This is a genomic window from Nocardia sp. NPDC047648 (assembly GCF_040642815.1).
GTDB classification, from domain to species: Bacteria; Actinomycetota; Actinomycetes; order Mycobacteriales; family Mycobacteriaceae; genus Nocardia; species Nocardia gamkensis.
This window is the reverse complement of sequence record NZ_JBEYSX010000001.1, coordinates 43,836-62,972: the sequence shown is the minus strand read 5'-3', so window position 1 is coordinate 62,972 and position 19,137 is coordinate 43,836. Positions and strand designations below refer to the sequence as shown.

Genomic DNA, 19,137 nt, shown 5'->3' with positions numbered 1-19,137 from the left:
GTGGGATCGCCAGGGCAATCGATCACCATGGATGCTGACGACACGACGCCGAGCAACGCACCTCATTCCGGTCGGGTCACGCAAGACGACCTGCGCCGCCTGCTGGCCGCGGGCGAGCCGGACGCGCGGATGGTCCTGGAAGAGGGGCAGCTCAGGATCGAACCCGGTACCGGACCCGAAACGCGCGGAATGCTGATTCTGACGCGAGCCGAATTGACCGACCGGCTCGGAGCCGATCCGGACGCGTCGGCACTGGCCACGGCTGCCGCCGAGTTGGACGCCGAGGTCCGCCTCCGCGGTGCCTGAGGCGCATCGCGGCCCGGGCGGATAGCCGACGGGCTGCCGCGCGCATCGGCCGCACACGAAATATCGGTTTGCCCGCCCGTGCGCCGGACGAGCACCATATACGGGCATGGACATCCAACCGCGCTACGCGCTCGCACCGGGTGTGGGGCCGCCGCAACGAATCGAAGTCGGAGAACTGCTGTTGCGGCGTTGGCTGCCGGAGGATCTGTTGCCGCGGCTCGAGGCGATCAACGCGTCGTTCGACGAGATCCACCCCTGGATGGACTGGTTGCCCGAACCGGCGACGCTGGAGGGCCAACGCGCCTTCGGCCGGGAAACGGACGAGAGCTGGCCCAGCGCCGCCGGAAGCTTCAACTTCGGCATCTTCGACGCCGAGGGCAACGTGCTCGGCGCGATCGGTCTGCACGACCGGCTCGGTGCGGGAGCCGTGGAGATCGGCTACTGGTGTCACACCGCGCACTCCGGCCGGGGAGTGATCACCCGGAGCGCGGCCGCCTTGACCCGTATCGCGTTGGCATTACCCGGTGTCGACCGTGTCGAGATCCATTGCGACGAGGCCAATGTCCGCAGTGCCGCGGTCGCCCGGCGGCTCGGCTACCGGCTGGATCGGATCGAGCCACGGGAGACGACCGCGCCGGCGGAGTCCGGTCGCGGAATGTACTGGGTCATGCGGCGGTGATCACCCGCCCGGTCTCACCCCGTTGTCAGCGCCGAATCCGCCGCCGTGGCGACAGGTGCGCCGGGTTCGTGCACAGCGCGGCCGGGGTCGGCGTCGTAGAGTTCGGCGATCTCGGTGGCGTACTTCTCGGCGATCACTCGCCGCTTGAGTTTCATGGTGAGGGTGACTTCGTCGCCGCCCGCCTCCCAGAAGGCGGGCAAGAGGCGGAACCGTTTGACTTGCTCCACCCGCGAGAGTCGGGCGTTGCCCGCGGCGATGCCGGCGGCGATCCGCTCGATGACACCGGCATCGGCCGACAACGCCGCCGCCGAGGAGTCCGGCAGATGGTGGCGCGCGGCGTACGGTCCGGCGGATTCGGCGTCGAGGACGACCAGCGCGGTGTTGTAGGGGCGGCCGTCGCCGATCACGGCGATGGCCCCGATCAGCGGGGTCGCCGCCTTGATCGCGTTCTCGATGTTGGTGGGGGACATGTTCTTCCCGGCGGAATTGATGATCAACTCCTTCTTGCGGTCCACGACCCGGAGGTATCCGTCGTCGTCGATGGTGATCACATCGCCGGTGCTCAGCCAGCCCTCGGAATCGACGGCCTCGGCGGTCTTGCCGGGTTCTCCGCGATAGCCCTTCATCACGAGCGGTCCACGCACCTGTAGTTCGCCGTCCTCGGCGATCCTGGCCTGCATGCCGGGCAGCAGCTTGCCCACGGTGCCGAGTCCGGCTTCGCCGGGATGACTGACGCTGCAGATGCAGGTGAGTTCGGACATGCCCCAGATCTCCGCGATCGGGATCCCGAGGCCGGCGAAGAAGCCGAGCGTTTCGGCCGGGATGGGCGCCGCGCCGGAGATCGCCCAGCGGACCCGGTCGAGACCGAGTTTCGCACGCAGCCCCGACAGCACGAGCCGGTCGGCGCGCGCCCACTCGGCGGCGACCGCTGCCGGGACCGGTTCCCCGTTCAATTGGTGCGCGCTGCGCCGGGCGGCGACCGTCAACGCCCAGTGCAGTGCGGCCCGGCGGTCCTCGTCCGGTTCGCTGGCGACGGCGAATTCGATTGCCGCCTTCAGCTTCTCCCATACGCGAGGCACGGCGCCCCAGATCGTGGGATGCAGGTCGGCCAGCGCGGCGCCGATCCCGGTGGGGTCGGCGACGCAGGTCACCTGGGTGCCGAAGACCTCCTGGAAGTAGAGCGCGGTGAGCCGGTCCGCGATGTGCGCGGTCGGCATATAGGACGTGATCGTGTCGCCGAAGCGAACTCCGAGCACTCGATCGACGGCGTAGCACTCGAACATCAGGTTCGCGTGCGTCGTCTCCACGCCCTTGGGGTTGCCGGTGGTCCCCGACGTATAGATCAGCGTGGCGACGTCATCCGGCCGGACCGCACGCCACGCGGCGTCGAAGTCGAAGTTCTCCTCGCCCGCGGCGATCACGTCGGCGAGCGACAAAGTGCCCTCGGGTGCGTCGTCGAGGCAGACGATGTGGTCGAGTTCGACTCCGCTCGCACGGATCGGCTCGACATACCGAGGCTCGCACATCACCAGTCGCACACCGGCGTTGCCCAGGACGTACGCGATCTGTTCCGGCGCCGCGGTGTTGTACACCGAGAAACTGGTGGCGCCCAGGTGCTGAGCCCCGACTTCCAGGGGATAGAAATCGATGCGGTTGGACATCATCGAGGCGACGGTGTCGCCGCGCCGCACCCCGAGCGCCGACAGTCCGGCGGCGATTCGCCGGACCAGCGCCGCGTACTCGCGCCAAGTGAGGGTGGCGGCGTCCCCGGGGGATCGGAGGGCGATCGCGTCCGGATCGACGGTGGCGTTGTACTGGAAGGCGGCGGGGAGTGTGTCGAAGGTCGGGGTGCGCACAGGAGGAATTCCTTCGGATCGGGTGACACGGGTTGCGGCCGGACCGTGCTGCGTGGAGCTGAGATGGACGGCCGCGAGCCGCCGTGACCGGAGTACGGCGACCGCATGCGGAATGAGACGGGCTCGGAGGTTACGACGGGGTCGCGCGGGCTTCGACCCGGCGCAGCAAATCGTGCACGCGGGTGTCGCGGGCGAGTGCGCTGTCGAGCACGACGTTGATCGCCCCGCGCAGCAGTGCGTAGGGCTCCCAGCCCGCCGGTGCGATGGTGCGCGCCGCGCGCCGCTCGATGCCGTCGGCGATGGTCCCGGCCGCCTGCGCGGCCGAGATCCGCACGTTCAACGGCCAGGGCAGCAGCTCGTCCAGTTCGCGGCCGAGTTCGTCGTGATCGAGGGTGTCGTGTGTCATCCGGGTGTCCACGATGCCGAAATAGGCGATGCCCGCCGAAGCGCCGAAGGGGGCCAGTTCCACGCGCAGCGCCCGGCCGAGCTGTTCGACCGCCGCTTTGCTGATCATGTACGGGGCTCCCGCCATGCCGGGCGCGAACGCGGCGCACGACGACACCACGACCACGTGACCGCCCGCGGTGACGACGTGGTCGAGCGCCGGGCGCACCGTGTTGAACACACCGGTGAGGTTGATGTCCATGACCCGATCGAAGTCCCGCCCGTCGAGCGTGCGCACCGTCGCAGGCCGGGGCACCACGCCCGCATTCGCCACCACCACGTCCAAGCGGCCGAAATGCCCGGCGGCCCGGTCGATCGCCGCGCGCATCGCCGCGCGGTCGGTGACGTCGGCGGCGATGGCGAGAGCGCGCTCGCCCAGCGTCGCGGCGGCCGCGCCGACCGCGTCCTGGTCGACGTCGACCAGGACGACCGAGGCCCGCCGATCGTGCAGCACCTCCGCCAGTTCGCGCCCGATGCCGTGGCCCGCGCCCGTGATGAGCGCGACCCGGCCCTCGACCGAATAGCCCCGGCGCCTACGGCCGATCGAGAAGATGTCGTCGATCATCGGCTCACCTCGTAGGCTTCGGTGTCGAATCGGCTGGTGCGCTGCCGGTATTCGAAACTCCAGTTCGGATACAGACCGGCGTTGAGCCCGTCGGGCGTCTGGTAGTAGCTGCGGCAACCGCCGGTCAGCCATACCGTCGACGAGCTCCGGCGCGCCATCTCCGCGAGGAAAGCCGCCTGCGCCTCCGGGCGCACCTCGACGCGGCGCGCGCCGGAGGAGCGTGCGTGGCGCAGGGCGTCGACGATGTAGGCGATCTGGGATTCGATCATGTAGATCGCGGACTGGTTACCGGCGGCGCCGAAGGGACCGAGTGTGCAGAAGAAGTTCGGGAACCCGGCCACCGCCACACCGAGGTAGCTCTGCGGCCGTCGACGGTAGAGCTGGGCGAGCGTTTGGCCGTCGCGTCCGGCGTAGCGTTCGTAGGCGGTCGGGATCGAGGTGAAGCCGGTGCCGAAGATGATGGTGTCCACCGGGTGCTCGCTGCCGTCGCGCAGCAGGATCGAGTGCGGCCGGATCTCGGCGATGGGTTGGGTGATCACGTCGACGTTCGGCTGGTCGAGCGCCGGGAGGTAGGTGTCGGAGAAGATGGCGCGTTTGCACCCGATGACGTAGTCGGGTGTGAGCTTCTCGCGCAGATCCCGATCGCGCACCTGGCGCAGCAGCTGCCAGCGGCCCAGTGCTTCGTAGGGGTGCCGGAAGCGCTGGTCGACCAGCGAGATGAGCCCGAACGTCTCGATCGCCGCGTAGAACCCGCCGCGGATCGCGCGCTGCGCCAGCGGTATACGCCGGAGCAGCCGCCGCTCCAGGTCGCGTGTGCGGCGATCCATGCGCGGGACGATCCACGGGGCCGATCGCTGGAACAGCAGCAGCTGGGCCACCTTCGGCTGGATCTCCGGGACGAACTGCACCGCCGAGGCGCCGGTGCCGATCACCGCGACCCGCTCGCCGGTGAGATCATGGTCGTGATCCCAGTGCAAGGAGTGGAATGACGTGCCCGCGAACGAGTCCATGCCGGGTAGCTGCGGATACTTCGCCTCGGCGAAGAGCCCGGCGGCGGAGAGCAGGAAGTCCGCGGTGAGCGTTCCTCGCGAGGTCTCGATGCGCCAGAGCGAACGCTGCTCGTCCCACCGGGCGTCGAGCAGTTCGGCGCCGAACCTGATGTGCCGCACGACATCGTGTTCGACGGCCACCGTGCGCAGGTAGTCGAGGATTTCGCGCTGCTTGCCGTAGGTGCGCGACCAGTCGGGATTGGGCGCGAAGGAGTAGCTGTAGAGGTGCGAGGGCACATCGCACGCGCAACCGGGGTAGGTGTTGGCGCTCCAGGTGCCGCCGAGGTCGTCGGCTCGTTCGAGGATGACCAGGTCGTCGAATCCGGCCTCGCGCAGCTTGATCGCCAGGCCGATGCCGCCCAGTCCCGCGCCGACGATCGCTACGGGTGTGTGTTCGATCGGGTCGGATGTCACTGGTGCTTCCTTCCGTGCAGAACCGCCACGAGCAAGTCGGCGATCGCGTCCGCGCGATGGTCGCGCCGGAACGAGGTGAGCGGCAGCGGGGACGGGAAGCGCTGGCGCGTGGTGGCTTTGGCGTAGGCGAATTCCCGGAGGCCGTCCGGGCCGTGCACGCGGCCGAACCCCGAAGCGCCCACACCGCCGAGCGGCAGAGCGGGGATGGTGGCGTGCGCGACGAAGGCGTTGATCGAGGTGCCGCCCGCGCGGATGCGGTCGGCGATCTCGCGCCCGTGGCGGCGGGCGAAGACGGTGCCGCCCAGCCCGTACGCGCCCCGGTTGACCAGCTCGACGGCCTCGTCCATGTCCCTGACCCTGGTCACCGTCAGGGTGGGACCGAAGGTCTCCTCCGTCACCGCGGCCGCGTCCTCGGGGACGTCGACGAGGATGGTCGGCTGGACGAACTGGCGATCGATCGTGTCCGGGCCGCCGAGCACGGCCCGCGCGCCGCGCGCGACGGCGTCCTCGATGTGGCGGCGGATGATCGAAAGCTGTTTCGGCATGGTGATGGGTCCGATGCGCGAGCCCTCCCCGCCCGCCTCGATCTCGGCCGCCGCCGCCACCAGCTTCGCGAGGAACTCGTCGTAGACATCGGCATGGACGTACACGCGCTCGACGGCCAGACAGGTCTGCCCCGCGTTGGACAACCCGCCCCAGACTGCCGCGTCGGCGGCGGCTGCCAGATCGGCGTCGGCGTCGACGATGAGCGCGTCCTTGCCGCCGCACTCCATCAGCACCGGCGTGAGATTCTCCGCACAGGCGGCCATGACCAGCTTGCCGGTGGCGGTGGAGCCGGTGAACCCGATCTTGCCGACTTCGCTGCGGCACAACGCGTTCCCGGTATCGCCGAGCCCGGTGATCACCTGGAGCACCGGCTCGGCGGGCGCGGTGCGGGCGAAGGCCTGCGCGAGCCACAGCCCGACGCCGGGGGTGTACTCGCTGGGTTTGAATACCACGGCGTTTCCGGCGGCGAGCGCGAACGAGATGGAACCGAGCGGAGTGAAGACCGGGTAGTTCCACGGGCCGATGACGCCGACCACCCCGAGGGGACGGTATTCGACCGTGGCCGCGTGGTTGAACGTCAGCAGGCTCGACGGCACGCTACGGCGCCCGAGTACCTTCTCGGCGTTGCGCGCCGCCCACCGCAGGTGTTCGAGTGCCATGGCGATCTCGAGCTTGGCGTCGGAGATCGGCTTGCCCATCTCGCGGTGGATCACCTCGGCCAATTCCACACGGCCCGAGGCGATCTCGCCGCGCCAGGCGTCCAGGTGCCGCGCGCGCCCGGCGAAGCCGAGGTCACGCCACCAGGCCGCGGCCCGGTGAGCCGTGGCCACGGCGGCATCGACGGCATGGCGGTCGTGGACCGGGTAGGTGCCGACCACCGCGCCGGTGGCAGGGTCGTGCACATCGAAGGTCGACACCGCGGACGGTGCGGGGTGGCCGGTCGAGACGCTCATCGGATCGTCTCGCTCGATCGGCGACGGATAGACAACGCTGTCCCTTTCGTGTGGCGGTCTCAGAGGTCGACCACGAGGCGTTCGCCCGCGGCGCGGGAGACGCAGACCAGCATCTGGCTCTCGCGTTCGGCGGCGGTGAGCACGCGGTCACGGTGGTCGACGGCGCCGGAGACGACCGCGACCTTGCAGGTGCCGCAGAAACCCTGGCGGCAGGAGTAGGGGGTATCGGGCAGCACGCGGTGGATCGCGGTGAGCGCCGTTTCGTCGGCCGCGACCCGGACGGTGGCGCCGGTGCGGGCCAAGGTGAGGTCGAAATCCGCGCCGTCGGCCACCGGGAGCGCGGAGAACCGTTCGGTATGCAGCGAGCCGGTCGGGTTGAGGTCGAACATGCACCGCTGCGCCGCCTCCAGCATCGGCGGCGGCCCGCACACGTACACCGCCGCGCCGGGTTCGGCGCGCGACAACAGTGCGGCGACATCCGGTGGTCCGAATTCGTCGTCCGGCCTGACCTCGGCATCGGGGAGGTCGGCGAGGAACGGCATGGTGGCGCGCGAGCGGCCGACGTACACCAGGCGCCCACGGGCACCCGCGGCCTGGACCATGGGTTTGATCGGCGTGATGCCGATGCCACCGGCCAGGAACAGATACGACGGCGCCTCGACGAAGGTGAATGCGTTGCGCGGCCCGCGAATCCGCAGACTGTCGCCGACTCGCAGCGATCGGTGTATCTCGCGGGACCCGCCGCCGCCCTCCGGGATGAGCCGCACCGCGATGCGATACCGGAACCGGTCGCTCGGGTCGCCGCACAGCGAGTACTGACGCTGGCGTCCCGAGGGCAGGAAGACGTCCACGTGAGCGCCCGGCCGCCACGCGGGCAGCGGACCGCCACCGGCGGCGCGCAACGTCAGGCCCACCACGTCGGCGGCAGGCCGATCGATCGCGGCGATGGTGGTGTCGAAGTCGAATCCCGTGCCGCGCACCATGTTCGGGCGCGACAGCAGCGGCGCGGCGCGTCCGGTGACGAACACCTTCCGGTAGAGGTCCATGACATCGCCGATCAGCCGCAGTCCCGGCGGCGCCGGGCGGTCGGTCACGGTAGGCGCGCCGCTCATCGGTTCGCCGCCCGCGCGGCAGGCGAGTGCGCCAGATAGCGCAGGGCGTTGTCCATCGGCCCCAACTGGGACGGATGGAAGCCCGGCCGCAGGTACCGCGGCATCTCGGTGAAGAAGACCGTCCATTTCGGGATGACGCCGCGCCGGGTCGCGCTCCAGAACTGCAGACCCCAGAACCGGCCTTTCCGCGGCGACGGGTCCTTGCGGTACAGATAGGCGGTCGAGACGATGAACAGCGGCAGCAACGTCGCGCTGGCCAGAAGCGCCGTGCGGGCCTTGCGCGCGTAGCTGCCGTCGAGATGCATGAACGCGTCGTAGACGACACTGCGATGCTCCACCTCTTCGGCGCCGTGCCACCGGACCAGGTCCAGCATCGCCGGGTGCATGCCCTTGGCTTCGAGGATGTCGGCGTTGAGCAGCCATTCCCCGAGGACCGCGGTGTAGTGCTCCATGCCCGCGAACAGGCCGAGCCGTTCCTTGAGCCACTCCTCCCGGGCGCGCCCGGTCAGGCCGTGGTCGCCCAGGATGCGATCGACCAGCCAGGCGACCTTGCTGACATACGACTCGACGTCCAGGCCGATGGATTGCAGATGCCTGCGCGCGGCCTCGTGGCTGCTCGCGTGCATGGTCTCCTGCCCGATGAATCCCGTCACCTCCTCCCGTAACCGCTCGTCGTCGATGTGCGGGAGGGCCTCGGCCAGCGCCTGCGCCATGGCCCGTTCGCCTTCCGGCAGCACCAGGTGCATGACATTGACGATGTGGGTGGCCAAGGCCTCGCCGGGCACGTAGTGCATGGGCACCGAATCGAAATCGAAATGGACGTCGCGCGCATGGATGGCATGCGCTTCGTCGCGATACGGGCGCTCCGACGCGCCTGCCTGCTCAGCCATGCCCCGACCCTACATAGCTACAAATCGTATTGCAATGTTGCAGCAACAACTCGGTTCGAATGTTGCAGGAGGGGGCGGTTTTGCTAGCGTTGGCCTATGCCCACCGCCTCGAAGGCCGCCGCGAGCAGCGAAAACGTCGCCGGAACCCTGGTCACCCGGATCTTGGACGCGGCTCTGGTGCAGTTCGAGCAGGTCGGCGTCAAGAAGACGACGATCGAGGAAGTGGCCCGGAAGGCGGGTGTGGACCGGGTGACGGTCTACCGCCACGTCGGAGGCCGCGACGACCTGGTGCAAGCCGTGATCAGTCGGGAGGTGGCCGCGGTGCTCGCCGAGATCACCGAGATCGCCGAACGTCACGACGACCTCGGCGATCTGGTCGCCGACATCTTCGTCACCGTCATCACCCGCTGGCGCACGAACCCGCTGGTCGAACGCATGCTGGCGCTGGAGCCGGCGCGCGTGGTCCTCAAGCTCACCGTCGACGGCGCGGGTCCGTTCGCGATGTCCGTGCACACCACCGATGTCGCGCTCCAGCGTGCCGTCGAGCGGGGGATCCTCCCGCCCGCGACGGATCTGACCACTCGCGCCGAGATCGTGTGCCGGATCGTCCACTCGTTGATCCTCGCGCCGCACGGTCTCACCGAACTCCGAACCGACGAGCAGCTCGGCGATTTCGCACGAACGCACCTGGTGCCGGTAGTGGCCGGACCCGACGTCGTGTCCGGCTGATACCCGGGCGCATCCGCTCGGTGAAACCGGCGCGCAGATGTGCCGCGGGTGAATCCACCGTTGCGGCGCGGCAACCACATTCGGTGACTTGTAGGGTTTGCGCGGGGCCGGAGAAATGTCCGGCGCGGAGGAAGGGACGGCGGGGATGTCGGACGCTTCGGTCGAGGTGCTCCTGGACGACTTCGAGAGCAAGGACAAGTGGGAGATCGCCGGAACCGGTGCGGACCGGACGCATCTCACGACATTCGCCGAAGGCGCGCCGAGCAAGCGGCCCGGCGTGTACGCCGATGGCGTCGCGGGCGCCGACCACCGGGCGCTCGTCCTGCTGGTCCGGTCGGCGACCGACGATCTCGAGGTCGATCTCGTGGCCAAACCCGGGCAGGCGTTCTCGATCGCCGGACGGCTGACGGCCCTGCGCCTGCGGGTGCGTTCGCCGCACGCCTCGATCAGGGTGTCTGCGCGACTGCGCGGCGCCGGAGACGGCGAGCGGGAATTGATCCTCGGCAGTGTCTCCGCCGCCGGTGAATGGCAGCGTCTCGAGCACGAACCGGCCGACCCCGTGGACGACAGCGCCCTCGTCGCTTTGACGATCCGGCTCGGCGAGGTGGTGAAGCGGGAAGGGGAGGTCATGATTCTGCTCGACGACCTGACCGCAACAACTACGGCGTGAGAAGCGGGGCGGGCGGCCCCGGTTCACGTCGCCGCGGTGACCCGGAGTCGGCGCCGGTGGCGTGTTCCTCTTCCTCGGTGTGCCTCAGCCGATTTCGGTCTCGGTCGACGAAATAGATCGCTCGGATCGCGAATTGTGACGTGCCGTTGCCGAGCGCCCCGACGAACCTGTACTCGCGGTCACGCGCTCGGCGACGGAGCGCGCCGGTGTGGCGCGGGTAGCAGGGCGCGGGACCGCGTGCGCGATTCGGCGGGAAGCCGACAGGTCCTCCGGCCTGCAACGATGCGGATCCACACCGTTCCCCTGAATAGCGAAAGGTGTGCTGTTCGGCTCGGAAATCGGGGAACGAACTGTGCGCCGCAGGTTGCCGAGCGGCCGTGGACGGTTCGCCGGTCATCGTCCCGCTGATCGTGTCACGAAGCCTTTTGCGGTGGGGCCGCGCACTTCTGGCTTGTCATGGGAGGCCGAAGACCCAGCTCGACGATCTTGCCATCCGCAGCGCTTCAGCCAACGAAGAGTTCAGGTAGCTCAATGTTGACTATGCGCTGTGAAGGAGGCGGGGTGGCAAACGCGATGACCTGCGAGGTGGCTGTCGTCGGCGCGGGGTTCGGCGGCATCGGGATGGGAGTCGGGTTGCGACGGGCCGGGATCACCGATTTCGTGATCTTCGAGCGGGGCGGCGACGTGGGCGGGGTCTGGCGGGACAACACCTATCCGGGGTGCTCCTGTGATGTGCCGTCCCATTTGTATTCGTTCTCGTTCGCCCCTTACCGCAGCCGGCGCACCCGGTTTCCGCGCCAGTCGGAGATCCTGGAGTACCTGCGCCAGGTGGCCGCCGACCACGGCTTGGCGCCGCACCTGAGATTGGGCACCGCGATCGACGAGGCCACCTATCTGGAAGACCGGGGCGGCTGGGAACTGACCACCTCCGATGGACAGCGCGTGTTCGCGCGCGTGGTGATCTTCGCCGTCGGACAGCTGCACCGGCCGAACGTGCCCGACATCGCCGGACGCGAGGATTTCGCCGGACCATCCTTCCATTCCGCGCGGTGGGACCACGGCCAGAACCTATGCGGGGTGGACGTGGCCGTGATCGGCACGGGCTCGAGCGCGGCACAGATGCTGCCGACCCTGGCCGCGACCGCCCGCCACGTCCGCGTCTTCCAGCGCACACCGCACTGGGTACTGCCCAAACCGCCGGCCGATTTCGGACCGCTCGCCCGGGCGGTGCTGCGGCTGCCCGGCGCCCACCGCCTCTACCGCCGAGCCCTGTACTACGGTGCCGACGTCGTGCTCGCGCCGATCATGCGCCGGGGTTGGTCGGCGCGTCCCGCCGAATGGGCTGCCCGACGGTATCTGCGCAGCCGGATCGAGGACCCACGGCTGCGCGCGAAACTCACCCCCGACTATCCGCTCGGGGGCAAGCGCATCATCTTCGACAGCGACTACTACTCGACGCTGACCCGGGACAACGTCGAGCTGGTGACCGCCCCGATCGCCCGGATCACCCGCGACGGACTGCTCACCACCGACGGCGCGCACCATAGGGCCGACGTCATCATCTACGCCACCGGCTTCCGCGCTCCGGAATTCCTGGTTCCGATCACCGTGCGCGGACGCGGGGGAGTCCTCCTGCACGACCAATGGCGCTCGGGCGCGACAGCGCTGCTGGGGGTGGCGGTCCCCGGGTTTCCGAACGCCTTCCTGATCGCCGGACCGAACAGCTTCAATCCCGCGGGAAGTAATCCGGGGATGAAGGAATGCCAGATCGACTACATCATTCGTTGCCTGCGCTGGCGCGACCGGATCGGCGCCCCCACGATCGAAGTCCGCGCTTCCGCGATGCGGACACACCAGGAGTGGATCGAGCGAGCTGTCGCGAAGACGGTCTGGCCCGCCATGGGACCGTGTTGGTACAAGCACGACAGTGGGCGCGTCACCAACCCATGGCCTGCCTCGGCCCGCACGTTCGACCGCGCTATGCGGCGGCCGCCGTCCGAATCGTTCGGCACCGTCGCGTCCGATCCGGCCGCGCCGGATCGGAAGCGCCCGAAACGAGGGAAGTGGACGAGGAAGTCCGCGCCGTCGGTGCAATCCGAAGAACCGACGGTGATCCGCGCCGAATGAGCGGGCTCGGCCGAGCCGCGCTCGCACCGCTGGTCCGGTGTCCGCGTCGGCTCGGCGTCACGGCTGGGCAGTGATCGGTTCGTAGAGCGCGATGTGCCAGACGGAACCGGGTGTCGGTCGTATGACGGCGCGGCGCTCGTGCGGTCCGGTGACCGGTTGCGCGACCTCGAAACCCTCGGTGCGCAACCGGTTGAGCGCGAGATCCAGATCGTCCACCTTGATCGCGAGGAACGGGGTGTCGTCGTCACGGTCGGTGCCCGCGAGCATGACCCGGACGCCGTTGCTGTCGAACTGGGCCCAGCGGTCGCCGTCCACCACGGTGGGCCCGGCGCCGAAGACGGCGGTCAGCAGTGCCACGGTGGTGGGCAGGTCGTCGGTGGGGTAGGCGGGGCCGATTCGCTGGATCGTCATTTGTGCTCCGTAACGGTGTGTGCGGGCTCGATCAGGGACGGTAGGCGGCACGAACGGCCGAGTATGCGGCGGTGTTCGCCAGTGCCGCCTCGGACAGGGTGTCGGCCATGCTCATGAAGCCGTGGAACATCCCGTCGTATCGGCGGATCTCGGCCGCGACACCGGCTCGCCGCAGCCGCTGCCCGTAGTCTTCGCCCTCATCGCGCAGTGGATCGAATTCGGCGGTGACGATGTGCGCGGGCGGGAGTCCGGACAGGTCGGCGCCGAGCGGGTCGGCGTACGGGTCGGCGCCGTCGTGCGAGCCCAGGTATTGGCGCCAGTACCAGCGCAGGTGCGCGGCGGTGGTGAAATAGCCCTCGGCGTTCTCCCGGTAGGACGCGCTGTCGCAGGCCGGGTCCAGCATGGGATACAGCAGCAGCTGCCGGGCGATCCCGGGGCCGCCGCGATCTCGTGCCATCAACGCCGTCACGGCGGCGAGATTGCCGCCGGCGCTGTCCCCCGCCACCACGAGGCGGGCGGGATCGCCGCCCAGCGAGCCGATGTGGTCGGCGACCCAGCACAGCGCCGCGTACGCGTCCTCGGCCGCCGCGGGAAACCGGTGTTCGGGCGCCTGCCGGTAGTCCACCGACACCACGACCGCGTCCGCTCCGACCGCCATGGCCCGGCAGAACCGGTCATGGCTGTCGAGGCCGCAGATCACGAACCCGCCACCGTGGCAGAAGACCACCGTCGGAGCCGGCGCCACGGCGCCGGCGGGCCGATAGATCCGGACCCGGACCTCGGGTGCGCCCGGTGGACCGGGGATCCGCCGCTCCCACACCTGGGCGACCGGGATCGGCTCCGCGGCCGGTGCGGCACGCGCGGCGAGCAGCCGCCGTGCCTCGGTGGCGTCGAGCACTTCGGTGCCCAACGCGGGAAACGCGGCGCTTGCGGCGTCGACGACCACCTGCGCTTCGGGTGTCAGCGGCATCCGGCTCGCTCCTTCGCTAGTGCTGTGCCTCAGGTGGCAGGAACTTGCCCGCCGCCAAGCCGCCGTCGATCGTCACCTCGGCGCCGGTGATGTAGGCCGAGGCGTCGGAGGCCAGGAACGCGACCAGTTCGGCGACCTCTTCCGGTACGCCGGTGCGTTGCAGCGGCAAGGACGGGAAGCTGCCCGGCCCGGTGGTCAGGTACGGGACCATCGGCGTCGCGATCGGGCCGGGGTGCACCGAGTTGACCCGGATCGCGGCCGGGCCCAGCTCGAGCGCGGCGGTCTTGGTCAAGCCGCGCAGTCCCCATTTCGAGGAGCCGTAGGCGGCGTGACCCATCAGCCCTTCCAGGCCCGCTTGGGAGGAGATGTTGACGATCGAGCCGCCGCCCGCCCGCGTCATCGGACCGACCGCCGCCCGGATGCCGCGGAACGCCCCGATCAGGTTCACGCGCAGAACGCGCTCGAATTCCTCCGGCGTGGTCTCGGCCAGCGGCTTCGCGGTGTAGATCGCGGCGTTGTTCACCAGGACATCCAGCTTGCCGAACGCCGAGACCGCCTCGGCCACGGCGGCTTCCCAGTCCTCGCCGCTGCCCACGTCGTGCCGCACGAAACGTGCGGCGGCGCCGAGCGATTCGGCCAGCCGGGCGCCTTCTTCCTCCAGAACGTCGGTGATCACCACGCGGGCGCCGCGCTGCACGAACAGCCGCGCCTCGGCGGCGCCCTGTCCCCGGGCCGCGCCGGTGATCAGGGCGACCTTCCCACTCAGGTCAACCATGTCGAACTCCTCGTTGTCGTCGGCGATCGCCGAGATCAGCTGTTGCGGAAGTGGGGGATGACCTTCTCGCCCCAGTGCCGGATGGTCTCCAGGCAGGCCTCCTGCGGCACCGTGCCCATCTGGATCAGGCAGAGGATCTCGTCCGCGCCCGCGGCCTGCAGACGCTCGACGTAGGCGATGGCGTCCTCGGGGCTGCCGTAGGCGTGGTCGGCGTTGAAGACCGAGGTGGCGCCGGTCTGCACCGGGATCTTGGCCTCGTGCAGGTAGGCGACATGGTCGTCGGCGGCCTGCTTGATCGCGGCGAGCTCGTCGGCGTTCGGGTCGACGGCCTCGTCGGGCGCCGGGCCCGCGCCGTAGTAGTGCTTGATGGATTGCGCGAAGAAACGCTGCCCGCGGGCGCCGATCCGCTGGGCCTTCTCCCGGTCGTCGAGAACGATGGTCGGGCACAGCGCCGCGAAATGATCGTTCACCACGGTCGACACGAAACGCTCACCCGTGCGCGCGGCGATCGCCTCGTCGTAGGTGCGCCGCAGTTCCGCGATCTCCTCCACGCCCGCGAAACCGAGCACCAGCGCGCCGATTCCGTAGTCGGCGGCCATCTTCAGCGTGTCCTTCTTGGTGCAGGCCATGAACAGCGGCGGATGGGGCAACTGCTCCGGCCGCGGCAGCAGTGAATGCGGCGAGACCTGCAACAGCTCGCCGTTGTACTCGAATTCGGCTTCCGGATCCTGCCACGCCTTGCCGATCATCCGCAGCGACTCCTCGACCTCCTGGTAGGTGCGCTCGGGGTCGACACCGCACATGGAGGTCTCCACCGGCGTCGCGCCGCGGCCCGCGCCGAGGTTGAGCCGTCCGCCGGACAGCACGTCGAGCATCGCGGCGCGTTCGGCCGCGCGCACCGGGTGGTTGAAGTTGAACGGCATGCACACCACGCCGTGCCCGATCCGGATCCGCTCGGTCTTGGCGGCCACCCAGGTGAGGAAGACCTCCGGGGCGCTCATGTGCGCGTACCACTTCAGCCCGTGGTGTTCGACCGCCCACACGGTGTCGAACCCCATCTCGTCGGCGAGCACCGCCTGCTCGACACAGTCGCGCAGCACCTGGTGCTCGTGCTCGCGCGAGGGGTCGGCCATCTGGGCTTCGAAGATCATCGAGAACTTCATCCGGTCTCCTTATCGAGCGCCCGATCGGGCGTTTTCGGGTTTCGTCGGGGTGTCTGGTCCCGGTGCGGGACAGCCGGCGGCGGTATGCCTAATCGAAATATGTCCGCCGGAACTTCTCAGGTCAGGCCCTAGTCCCGGTGGCCGGGACGGTCCGGTGCCGCGCCTCGACGGGCGACCTAGCGTCGGTGGGCAAGCGACGGTGAGAGGACGGAATTCGGTGGGACAACTCGACGGCAAGGTGGCGCTGGTCACCGGCGGGGCGCGGGGGATGGGCGCCGAGCACGTGCGGCGGTTCGTGGCCGAGGGCGCGCGCGTGGTGTTCGGTGACCTGCTCGACCACGAGGGAACGGCGCTGGCCGCGGAACTGGGTTCCGCGGTGCGATACGTGCACCACGATGTGACCAGTGAAGCGGATTGGTCCGCGGCGGTGTCCGAGGCTCTCACCCACTACGGGCGGCTCGACTCGGTGGTCAACAACGCGGGCATCCTGCGGTTCGTCCCGATCGCCGAGATGGCCTTGGCGGACTTCACCACGATCATGAACGTCAACGTGACCGGCACCTGGCTCGGCATCAAGACCGCCGCGCCCGCGCTCGCCGAAACCGGGGGCGGAGCGGTGGTGAACGTCTCCTCGGTGGAAGGGTTCGTCGGCGCGGCCGGTCTGTCCGCCTACAGCGCGAGCAAATTCGCCATTCGCGGCATCACCAAGTCGGCCGCTCGCGAGCTGGGGCACCTGGGTATCCGGGTCAACTCGCTGCACCCCGGTGGCATCGCCACTCCCATGACCGCGGCGGTGTCCGGAGCCTCCGGCGTCGACGGCGACGGCTTCTTCGCGAGCCTGCCGATCCCGCGCTGGGGGCAGCCCGTCGAGGTCTCCCACGTGGCGGTGTTCCTGGCCTCGGACGCGGCCAGTTACTGCACCGGAGGCGAATTCGTCGTCGACGGCGGCATGCTGACCGGTTGCGGTTACTGACGGAAGCGACGCGATGACTCAGGAATTCGAATTCGATGTGGTGGTCGTCGGCTCCGGCGCCGCGGGCATGACGGCCGCTCTGACGGCCGCCTACCGCGGACTGTCGGTGACGCTGATCGAGAAGAGCAGATCCTTCGGCGGGTCCACGGCACGGTCGGGCGGTGGTATCTGGATCCCGAACAACCCGGTGTTGCAGCGCGAAGGGGTGCCCGACAGCCCGGAACTGGCCCGCACCTATCTGAAAGCGGTGGTGGGCGATCGGGTTCCGGAGGCCAAACAGCGGGCCTTCCTCGAACGCGGCCCCGAGATGATGCGCTACCTCGGCGCTCGCAGCCGATACTGGGAGTTCGTCTACGACCGCGGCTATTCCGACTATCACCCGGAGTTCCCCGGTGGTCTGGCCCAGGGGCGCAGCATCGAACCCGCGCCGCTGGACGGACGCTTGCTCGGCGGCGATCTGCACAAGATCAATCAGCCGACCATGTCGGGCCCCAAGGGAATCGCGTTCACCGTCAGCGACTTCCACGATCTGAACATGATCGCCCGCACCTGGGCCGGGAAGCGCACCGCGATCAGGGTCGGTATGCAGGCGGTGGGGAACAAGCTGCGCGGACGGCTGCCGCTGAGCCTGGGCAAGGCGCTCGCGGCCCGGCTGTGGCTGTCGTTGCGTGACGCCGGAGTGCCGGTGTGGCTGAACACGCCGCTGACCGACCTGATCACGGAGGCGGACGCGGTGGTCGGTGTGCGCGCCGAGCACGACGGCACGCCGGTGGTGATCAAGGCGCGCCGCGGTGTGGTGCTGGCGGCGGGCGGTTTCGAGCACAACCTGCGGATGCGCGAGCAGTACATGAGCGGGCCACAGTCCACCGAGTGGACGGTGGGCGCCACCGAGAACGTGGGTGAAGGCATCGTCGCTGGTCAGAAGGCCGGTGGCGCGGTGGATCTCATGGGCGACGCCTGGTGGGGTCCGTCGGTGCGCAATCCCGACGGGCCGCCGTTCTTCTGCCTGGCCGAGCGCTCCCAGCCCGGCGGCATCATGGTCAACCACGCGGGCGAACGGTTCGTCAACGAATCGGCCCCGTACGTGAACGTGGTGCACAGGATGTACGAGCAGGAAGCGGCGGGCGTCGGGCACATTCCGGCGTACTTCATCATGGATCAGCGCTTCCGCGACCGGTATCTGTTCCTGGGGAACTTCCCCAAACGTCCGCTCCCGCAGAAGTACGCGGATGCCGGGATCATCGACCAGGCCGAGACCTTGGCCGAACTGGCGGCGAAGATCGGTGTGCCGCCCGCGGCGCTGACCGCGACGGTGGAGCGTTTCAACCGCTTCGCCCGCGCCGGCCGCGACGAGGACTTCCGGCGCGGCGATTCCGCCTACGACCGCTACTACGGCGACCCGACCGTGCGGCCGAATCCGTGTCTTGCCCCGATCGAGCAGGGCCCCTTCTACGCGGTGGAGATGGTGCCGGGCGATCTGGGCACCAAGGGCGGTCTGGTGACCGACGAGCACGCTCGCGTCCTCGACTCCGACGACCGGCCGATCCCGGGCCTGTACGCGGCGGGGAACAACTCCGCCTCGGTGATGGGCAACGACTACGCGGGTGCGGGCGCGACCATCGGCCCCGCCATGGTGTTCGGCTACATCGCGGCCGGTCACCTCGCCGACAACCAGCCTGGCGCGACCGCGCGGCACGCAGTGGAAGGAGAGCGTTGATGGGACGGATCGACGGTAAGAACGTCATCGTCACCGGCGGCGCACGGGGGATGGGCGCGGCCTTCGCGCGGCGGCTGGTCGCCGAGGGCGCCACGGTGGTGATCACCGATGTCCTGGTGGACGAAGGCGTGGCGCTGGCCGCCGAGCTGGGCGACGCCGCGACCTTCCTGCCGCTGGATGTCACCGACGAGTCGGCGTGGAACGACGTGATCGCCTACACCGAGCAGGTTTTCGGGCCGGTCTCCGGTCTGGTCAACAACGCGGGCATCGTGCACGTCGATCCGATCGAGAAGTTGTCGGAAGCCGACTTCCGCAAGGTGATCGACGTCAACCAGGTCGGGGTGTTCCTCGGCATGAAGGCGGTGCTGGGGTCGATGCGCCGGGCGGGCGGCGGCTCCATCGTGAACATCTCCTCGATCGGCGGCATCATCGCCTTCTCCAACATCCTCGGTTACACCGCGTCCAAATGGGCCGTGCGCGGCATGACCAAGACGGCCGCACAGGAGTTCGCCGCCGACGGCATCCGGGTCAACTCGGTGCATCCCGGCGTGGTGGCCACGGAGATGACCGCCGATTCCACGCGCTCGCAGGGCATGTCGGGCAATCAGCCGATGCGCAGGGCCGGGCGGCCGGAGGAGCTGGCGAACCTGGTGCTGTTCCTGATCAGTGACGAGTCGAGCTTCAGCACCGGCTCGGAATTCGTCGCCGACGGCGGCTACACCTCCCTGTGACGACGTCCGGCAGGGCAACCCGGCGGACCGACCGCCGAGCGAGACAAGGAAATCAAC

18 protein-coding genes are annotated in these 19,137 nt (G+C 69.3%); 8 read left to right on the top strand and 10 right to left on the bottom strand.

The features are described 5' to 3' along the window. Positions 1-27: 27 nt before the first annotated feature. Complete coding sequence (locus tag ABZ803_RS00275) at positions 28-306, top strand: hypothetical protein (RefSeq protein ID WP_357030675.1); 279 nt, start codon at positions 28-30, stop codon at positions 304-306. Positions 307-412: 106 nt separating this feature from the next. Then, positions 413-985 carry a GNAT family N-acetyltransferase gene (locus tag ABZ803_RS00270; RefSeq protein ID WP_357030672.1) on the top strand — a complete coding sequence of 191 codons (573 nt, stop codon included), beginning with the start codon at positions 413-415 and terminating at the stop codon, positions 983-985. Positions 986-999: 14 nt separating this feature from the next. Here the strand turns inward: ABZ803_RS00270 and fadD11 are convergent, their stop codons facing one another. The 6 genes from fadD11 to ABZ803_RS00240 form a co-directional block, all read right to left on the bottom strand. Further along, the gene (gene fadD11 / locus ABZ803_RS00265; RefSeq protein ID WP_357030669.1) at positions 1,000-2,841 is read right to left on the bottom strand and encodes a fatty acid--CoA ligase FadD11; all 1,842 of its coding nucleotides are present in this window, start codon (positions 2,839-2,841) and stop codon (positions 1,000-1,002) included. A gap of 130 nt (positions 2,842-2,971) precedes the next feature. Continuing rightward, positions 2,972-3,850: an SDR family oxidoreductase gene (locus ABZ803_RS00260; protein WP_357030666.1), complete on the bottom strand. Its 879-nt coding sequence runs from the start codon at positions 3,848-3,850 to the stop codon at positions 2,972-2,974. Further along, positions 3,847-5,313, bottom strand: coding sequence for an NAD(P)/FAD-dependent oxidoreductase (locus tag ABZ803_RS00255; protein WP_357030663.1), 1,467 nt, complete (start codon positions 5,311-5,313; stop codon positions 3,847-3,849). The genes ABZ803_RS00260 and ABZ803_RS00255 overlap by 4 nt, the downstream gene beginning before the upstream one ends. Beyond that, positions 5,310-6,812 carry an aldehyde dehydrogenase family protein gene (locus ABZ803_RS00250; RefSeq protein WP_357030660.1) on the bottom strand — a complete coding sequence of 501 codons (1,503 nt, stop codon included), beginning with the start codon at positions 6,810-6,812 and terminating at the stop codon, positions 5,310-5,312. The genes ABZ803_RS00255 and ABZ803_RS00250 overlap by 4 nt, the downstream gene beginning before the upstream one ends. A gap of 59 nt (positions 6,813-6,871) precedes the next feature. Then, a complete protein-coding gene (locus ABZ803_RS00245; protein WP_357032574.1) occupies positions 6,872-7,858 on the bottom strand; it encodes a PDR/VanB family oxidoreductase in 987 nt (328 codons plus the stop codon). A gap of 62 nt (positions 7,859-7,920) precedes the next feature. After that, positions 7,921-8,814: a metal-dependent hydrolase gene (locus ABZ803_RS00240; RefSeq protein WP_357030657.1), complete on the bottom strand. Its 894-nt coding sequence runs from the start codon at positions 8,812-8,814 to the stop codon at positions 7,921-7,923. A 96-nt stretch (positions 8,815-8,910) separates the two neighbouring features. Here ABZ803_RS00240 and ABZ803_RS00235 point away from each other — a divergent pair, with 96 nt between their 5' ends. The 3 genes from ABZ803_RS00235 to ABZ803_RS00225 all read left to right on the top strand — a co-directional run bounded on the left by ABZ803_RS00235 (position 8,911) and on the right by ABZ803_RS00225 (position 12,340). Continuing rightward, positions 8,911-9,543 carry a helix-turn-helix domain-containing protein gene (locus ABZ803_RS00235; protein ID WP_357030654.1) on the top strand — a complete coding sequence of 211 codons (633 nt, stop codon included), beginning with the start codon at positions 8,911-8,913 and terminating at the stop codon, positions 9,541-9,543. Positions 9,544-9,688: 145 nt separating this feature from the next. After that, a complete protein-coding gene (locus ABZ803_RS00230) occupies positions 9,689-10,213 on the top strand; it encodes a hypothetical protein (RefSeq protein WP_357030650.1) in 525 nt (174 codons plus the stop codon). A 561-nt stretch (positions 10,214-10,774) separates the two neighbouring features. Continuing rightward, positions 10,775-12,340, top strand: a complete 1,566-nt coding sequence (locus ABZ803_RS00225) for an NAD(P)/FAD-dependent oxidoreductase (protein ID WP_357030647.1) — start codon at positions 10,775-10,777, stop codon at positions 12,338-12,340. 57 nt (positions 12,341-12,397) lie between these two features. On the opposite strand, the gene ABZ803_RS00220 is transcribed toward ABZ803_RS00225, so the two are convergent. Genes ABZ803_RS00220 through ABZ803_RS00205 form a run of 4 tightly spaced genes read right to left on the bottom strand, consistent with a single transcriptional unit; the run spans position 12,398 to position 15,659 of the window. Next, positions 12,398-12,751 carry a VOC family protein gene (locus ABZ803_RS00220; protein ID WP_357030644.1) on the bottom strand — a complete coding sequence of 118 codons (354 nt, stop codon included), beginning with the start codon at positions 12,749-12,751 and terminating at the stop codon, positions 12,398-12,400. A gap of 31 nt (positions 12,752-12,782) precedes the next feature. Continuing rightward, a complete protein-coding gene (locus ABZ803_RS00215) occupies positions 12,783-13,721 on the bottom strand; it encodes an alpha/beta hydrolase (protein WP_357030641.1) in 939 nt (312 codons plus the stop codon). Between the two features lie 16 nt (positions 13,722-13,737). Further along, positions 13,738-14,496 carry a glucose 1-dehydrogenase gene (locus tag ABZ803_RS00210; RefSeq protein WP_357030638.1) on the bottom strand — a complete coding sequence of 253 codons (759 nt, stop codon included), beginning with the start codon at positions 14,494-14,496 and terminating at the stop codon, positions 13,738-13,740. Positions 14,497-14,531: 35 nt separating this feature from the next. After that, entirely contained in the window at positions 14,532-15,659 is a 1,128-nt protein-coding gene (locus tag ABZ803_RS00205) for an LLM class flavin-dependent oxidoreductase (RefSeq protein ID WP_357030635.1), read from the bottom strand. Between the two features lie 217 nt (positions 15,660-15,876). Between ABZ803_RS00205 and ABZ803_RS00200 the strand changes: the two genes are divergently transcribed. From ABZ803_RS00200 to ABZ803_RS00190, 3 genes are read left to right on the top strand one after another with little or no spacing between them, the layout of a single operon-like run. Then, a complete protein-coding gene (locus tag ABZ803_RS00200) occupies positions 15,877-16,632 on the top strand; it encodes a glucose 1-dehydrogenase (RefSeq protein ID WP_357030632.1) in 756 nt (251 codons plus the stop codon). Between the two features lie 13 nt (positions 16,633-16,645). After that, positions 16,646-18,349 carry a 3-oxosteroid 1-dehydrogenase gene (gene kstD, locus ABZ803_RS00195; RefSeq protein WP_357030629.1) on the top strand — a complete coding sequence of 568 codons (1,704 nt, stop codon included), beginning with the start codon at positions 16,646-16,648 and terminating at the stop codon, positions 18,347-18,349. Beyond that, positions 18,349-19,080, top strand: coding sequence for a glucose 1-dehydrogenase (locus ABZ803_RS00190; protein WP_357030626.1), 732 nt, complete (start codon positions 18,349-18,351; stop codon positions 19,078-19,080). Before kstD ends, ABZ803_RS00190 begins: the two co-directional genes overlap by 1 nt. Positions 19,081-19,137 lie beyond the last annotated feature (57 nt).

Bases quoted from the DNA above. Each gene is read 5' to 3' on its own strand.
- ABZ803_RS00275 (WP_357030675.1), top strand. From the start codon at position 28: ATGGATGCTGACGACACGACGCCGAGCAACGCACCTCATTCCGGTCGG.
- ABZ803_RS00270 (WP_357030672.1), top strand. From the start codon at position 413: ATGGACATCCAACCGCGCTACGCGCTCGCACCGGGTGTGGGGCCGCCG.
- ABZ803_RS00260 (WP_357030666.1), bottom strand. From the start codon at position 3,850: ATGATCGACGACATCTTCTCGATCGGCCGTAGGCGCCGGGGCTATTCG.
- ABZ803_RS00250 (WP_357030660.1), bottom strand. From the start codon at position 6,812: ATGAGCGTCTCGACCGGCCACCCCGCACCGTCCGCGGTGTCGACCTTC.
- ABZ803_RS00245 (WP_357032574.1), bottom strand. From the start codon at position 7,858: ATGGACCTCTACCGGAAGGTGTTCGTCACCGGACGCGCCGCGCCGCTG.
- ABZ803_RS00240 (WP_357030657.1), bottom strand. From the start codon at position 8,814: ATGGCTGAGCAGGCAGGCGCGTCGGAGCGCCCGTATCGCGACGAAGCG.
- ABZ803_RS00235 (WP_357030654.1), top strand. From the start codon at position 8,911: ATGCCCACCGCCTCGAAGGCCGCCGCGAGCAGCGAAAACGTCGCCGGA.
- ABZ803_RS00230 (WP_357030650.1), top strand. From the start codon at position 9,689: ATGTCGGACGCTTCGGTCGAGGTGCTCCTGGACGACTTCGAGAGCAAG.
- ABZ803_RS00220 (WP_357030644.1), bottom strand. From the start codon at position 12,751: ATGACGATCCAGCGAATCGGCCCCGCCTACCCCACCGACGACCTGCCC.
- ABZ803_RS00215 (WP_357030641.1), bottom strand. From the start codon at position 13,721: ATGCCGCTGACACCCGAAGCGCAGGTGGTCGTCGACGCCGCAAGCGCC.
- ABZ803_RS00210 (WP_357030638.1), bottom strand. From the start codon at position 14,496: ATGGTTGACCTGAGTGGGAAGGTCGCCCTGATCACCGGCGCGGCCCGG.
- ABZ803_RS00205 (WP_357030635.1), bottom strand. From the start codon at position 15,659: ATGAAGTTCTCGATGATCTTCGAAGCCCAGATGGCCGACCCCTCGCGC.
- kstD (WP_357030629.1), top strand. From the start codon at position 16,646: ATGACTCAGGAATTCGAATTCGATGTGGTGGTCGTCGGCTCCGGCGCC.
- ABZ803_RS00190 (WP_357030626.1), top strand. From the start codon at position 18,349: ATGGGACGGATCGACGGTAAGAACGTCATCGTCACCGGCGGCGCACGG.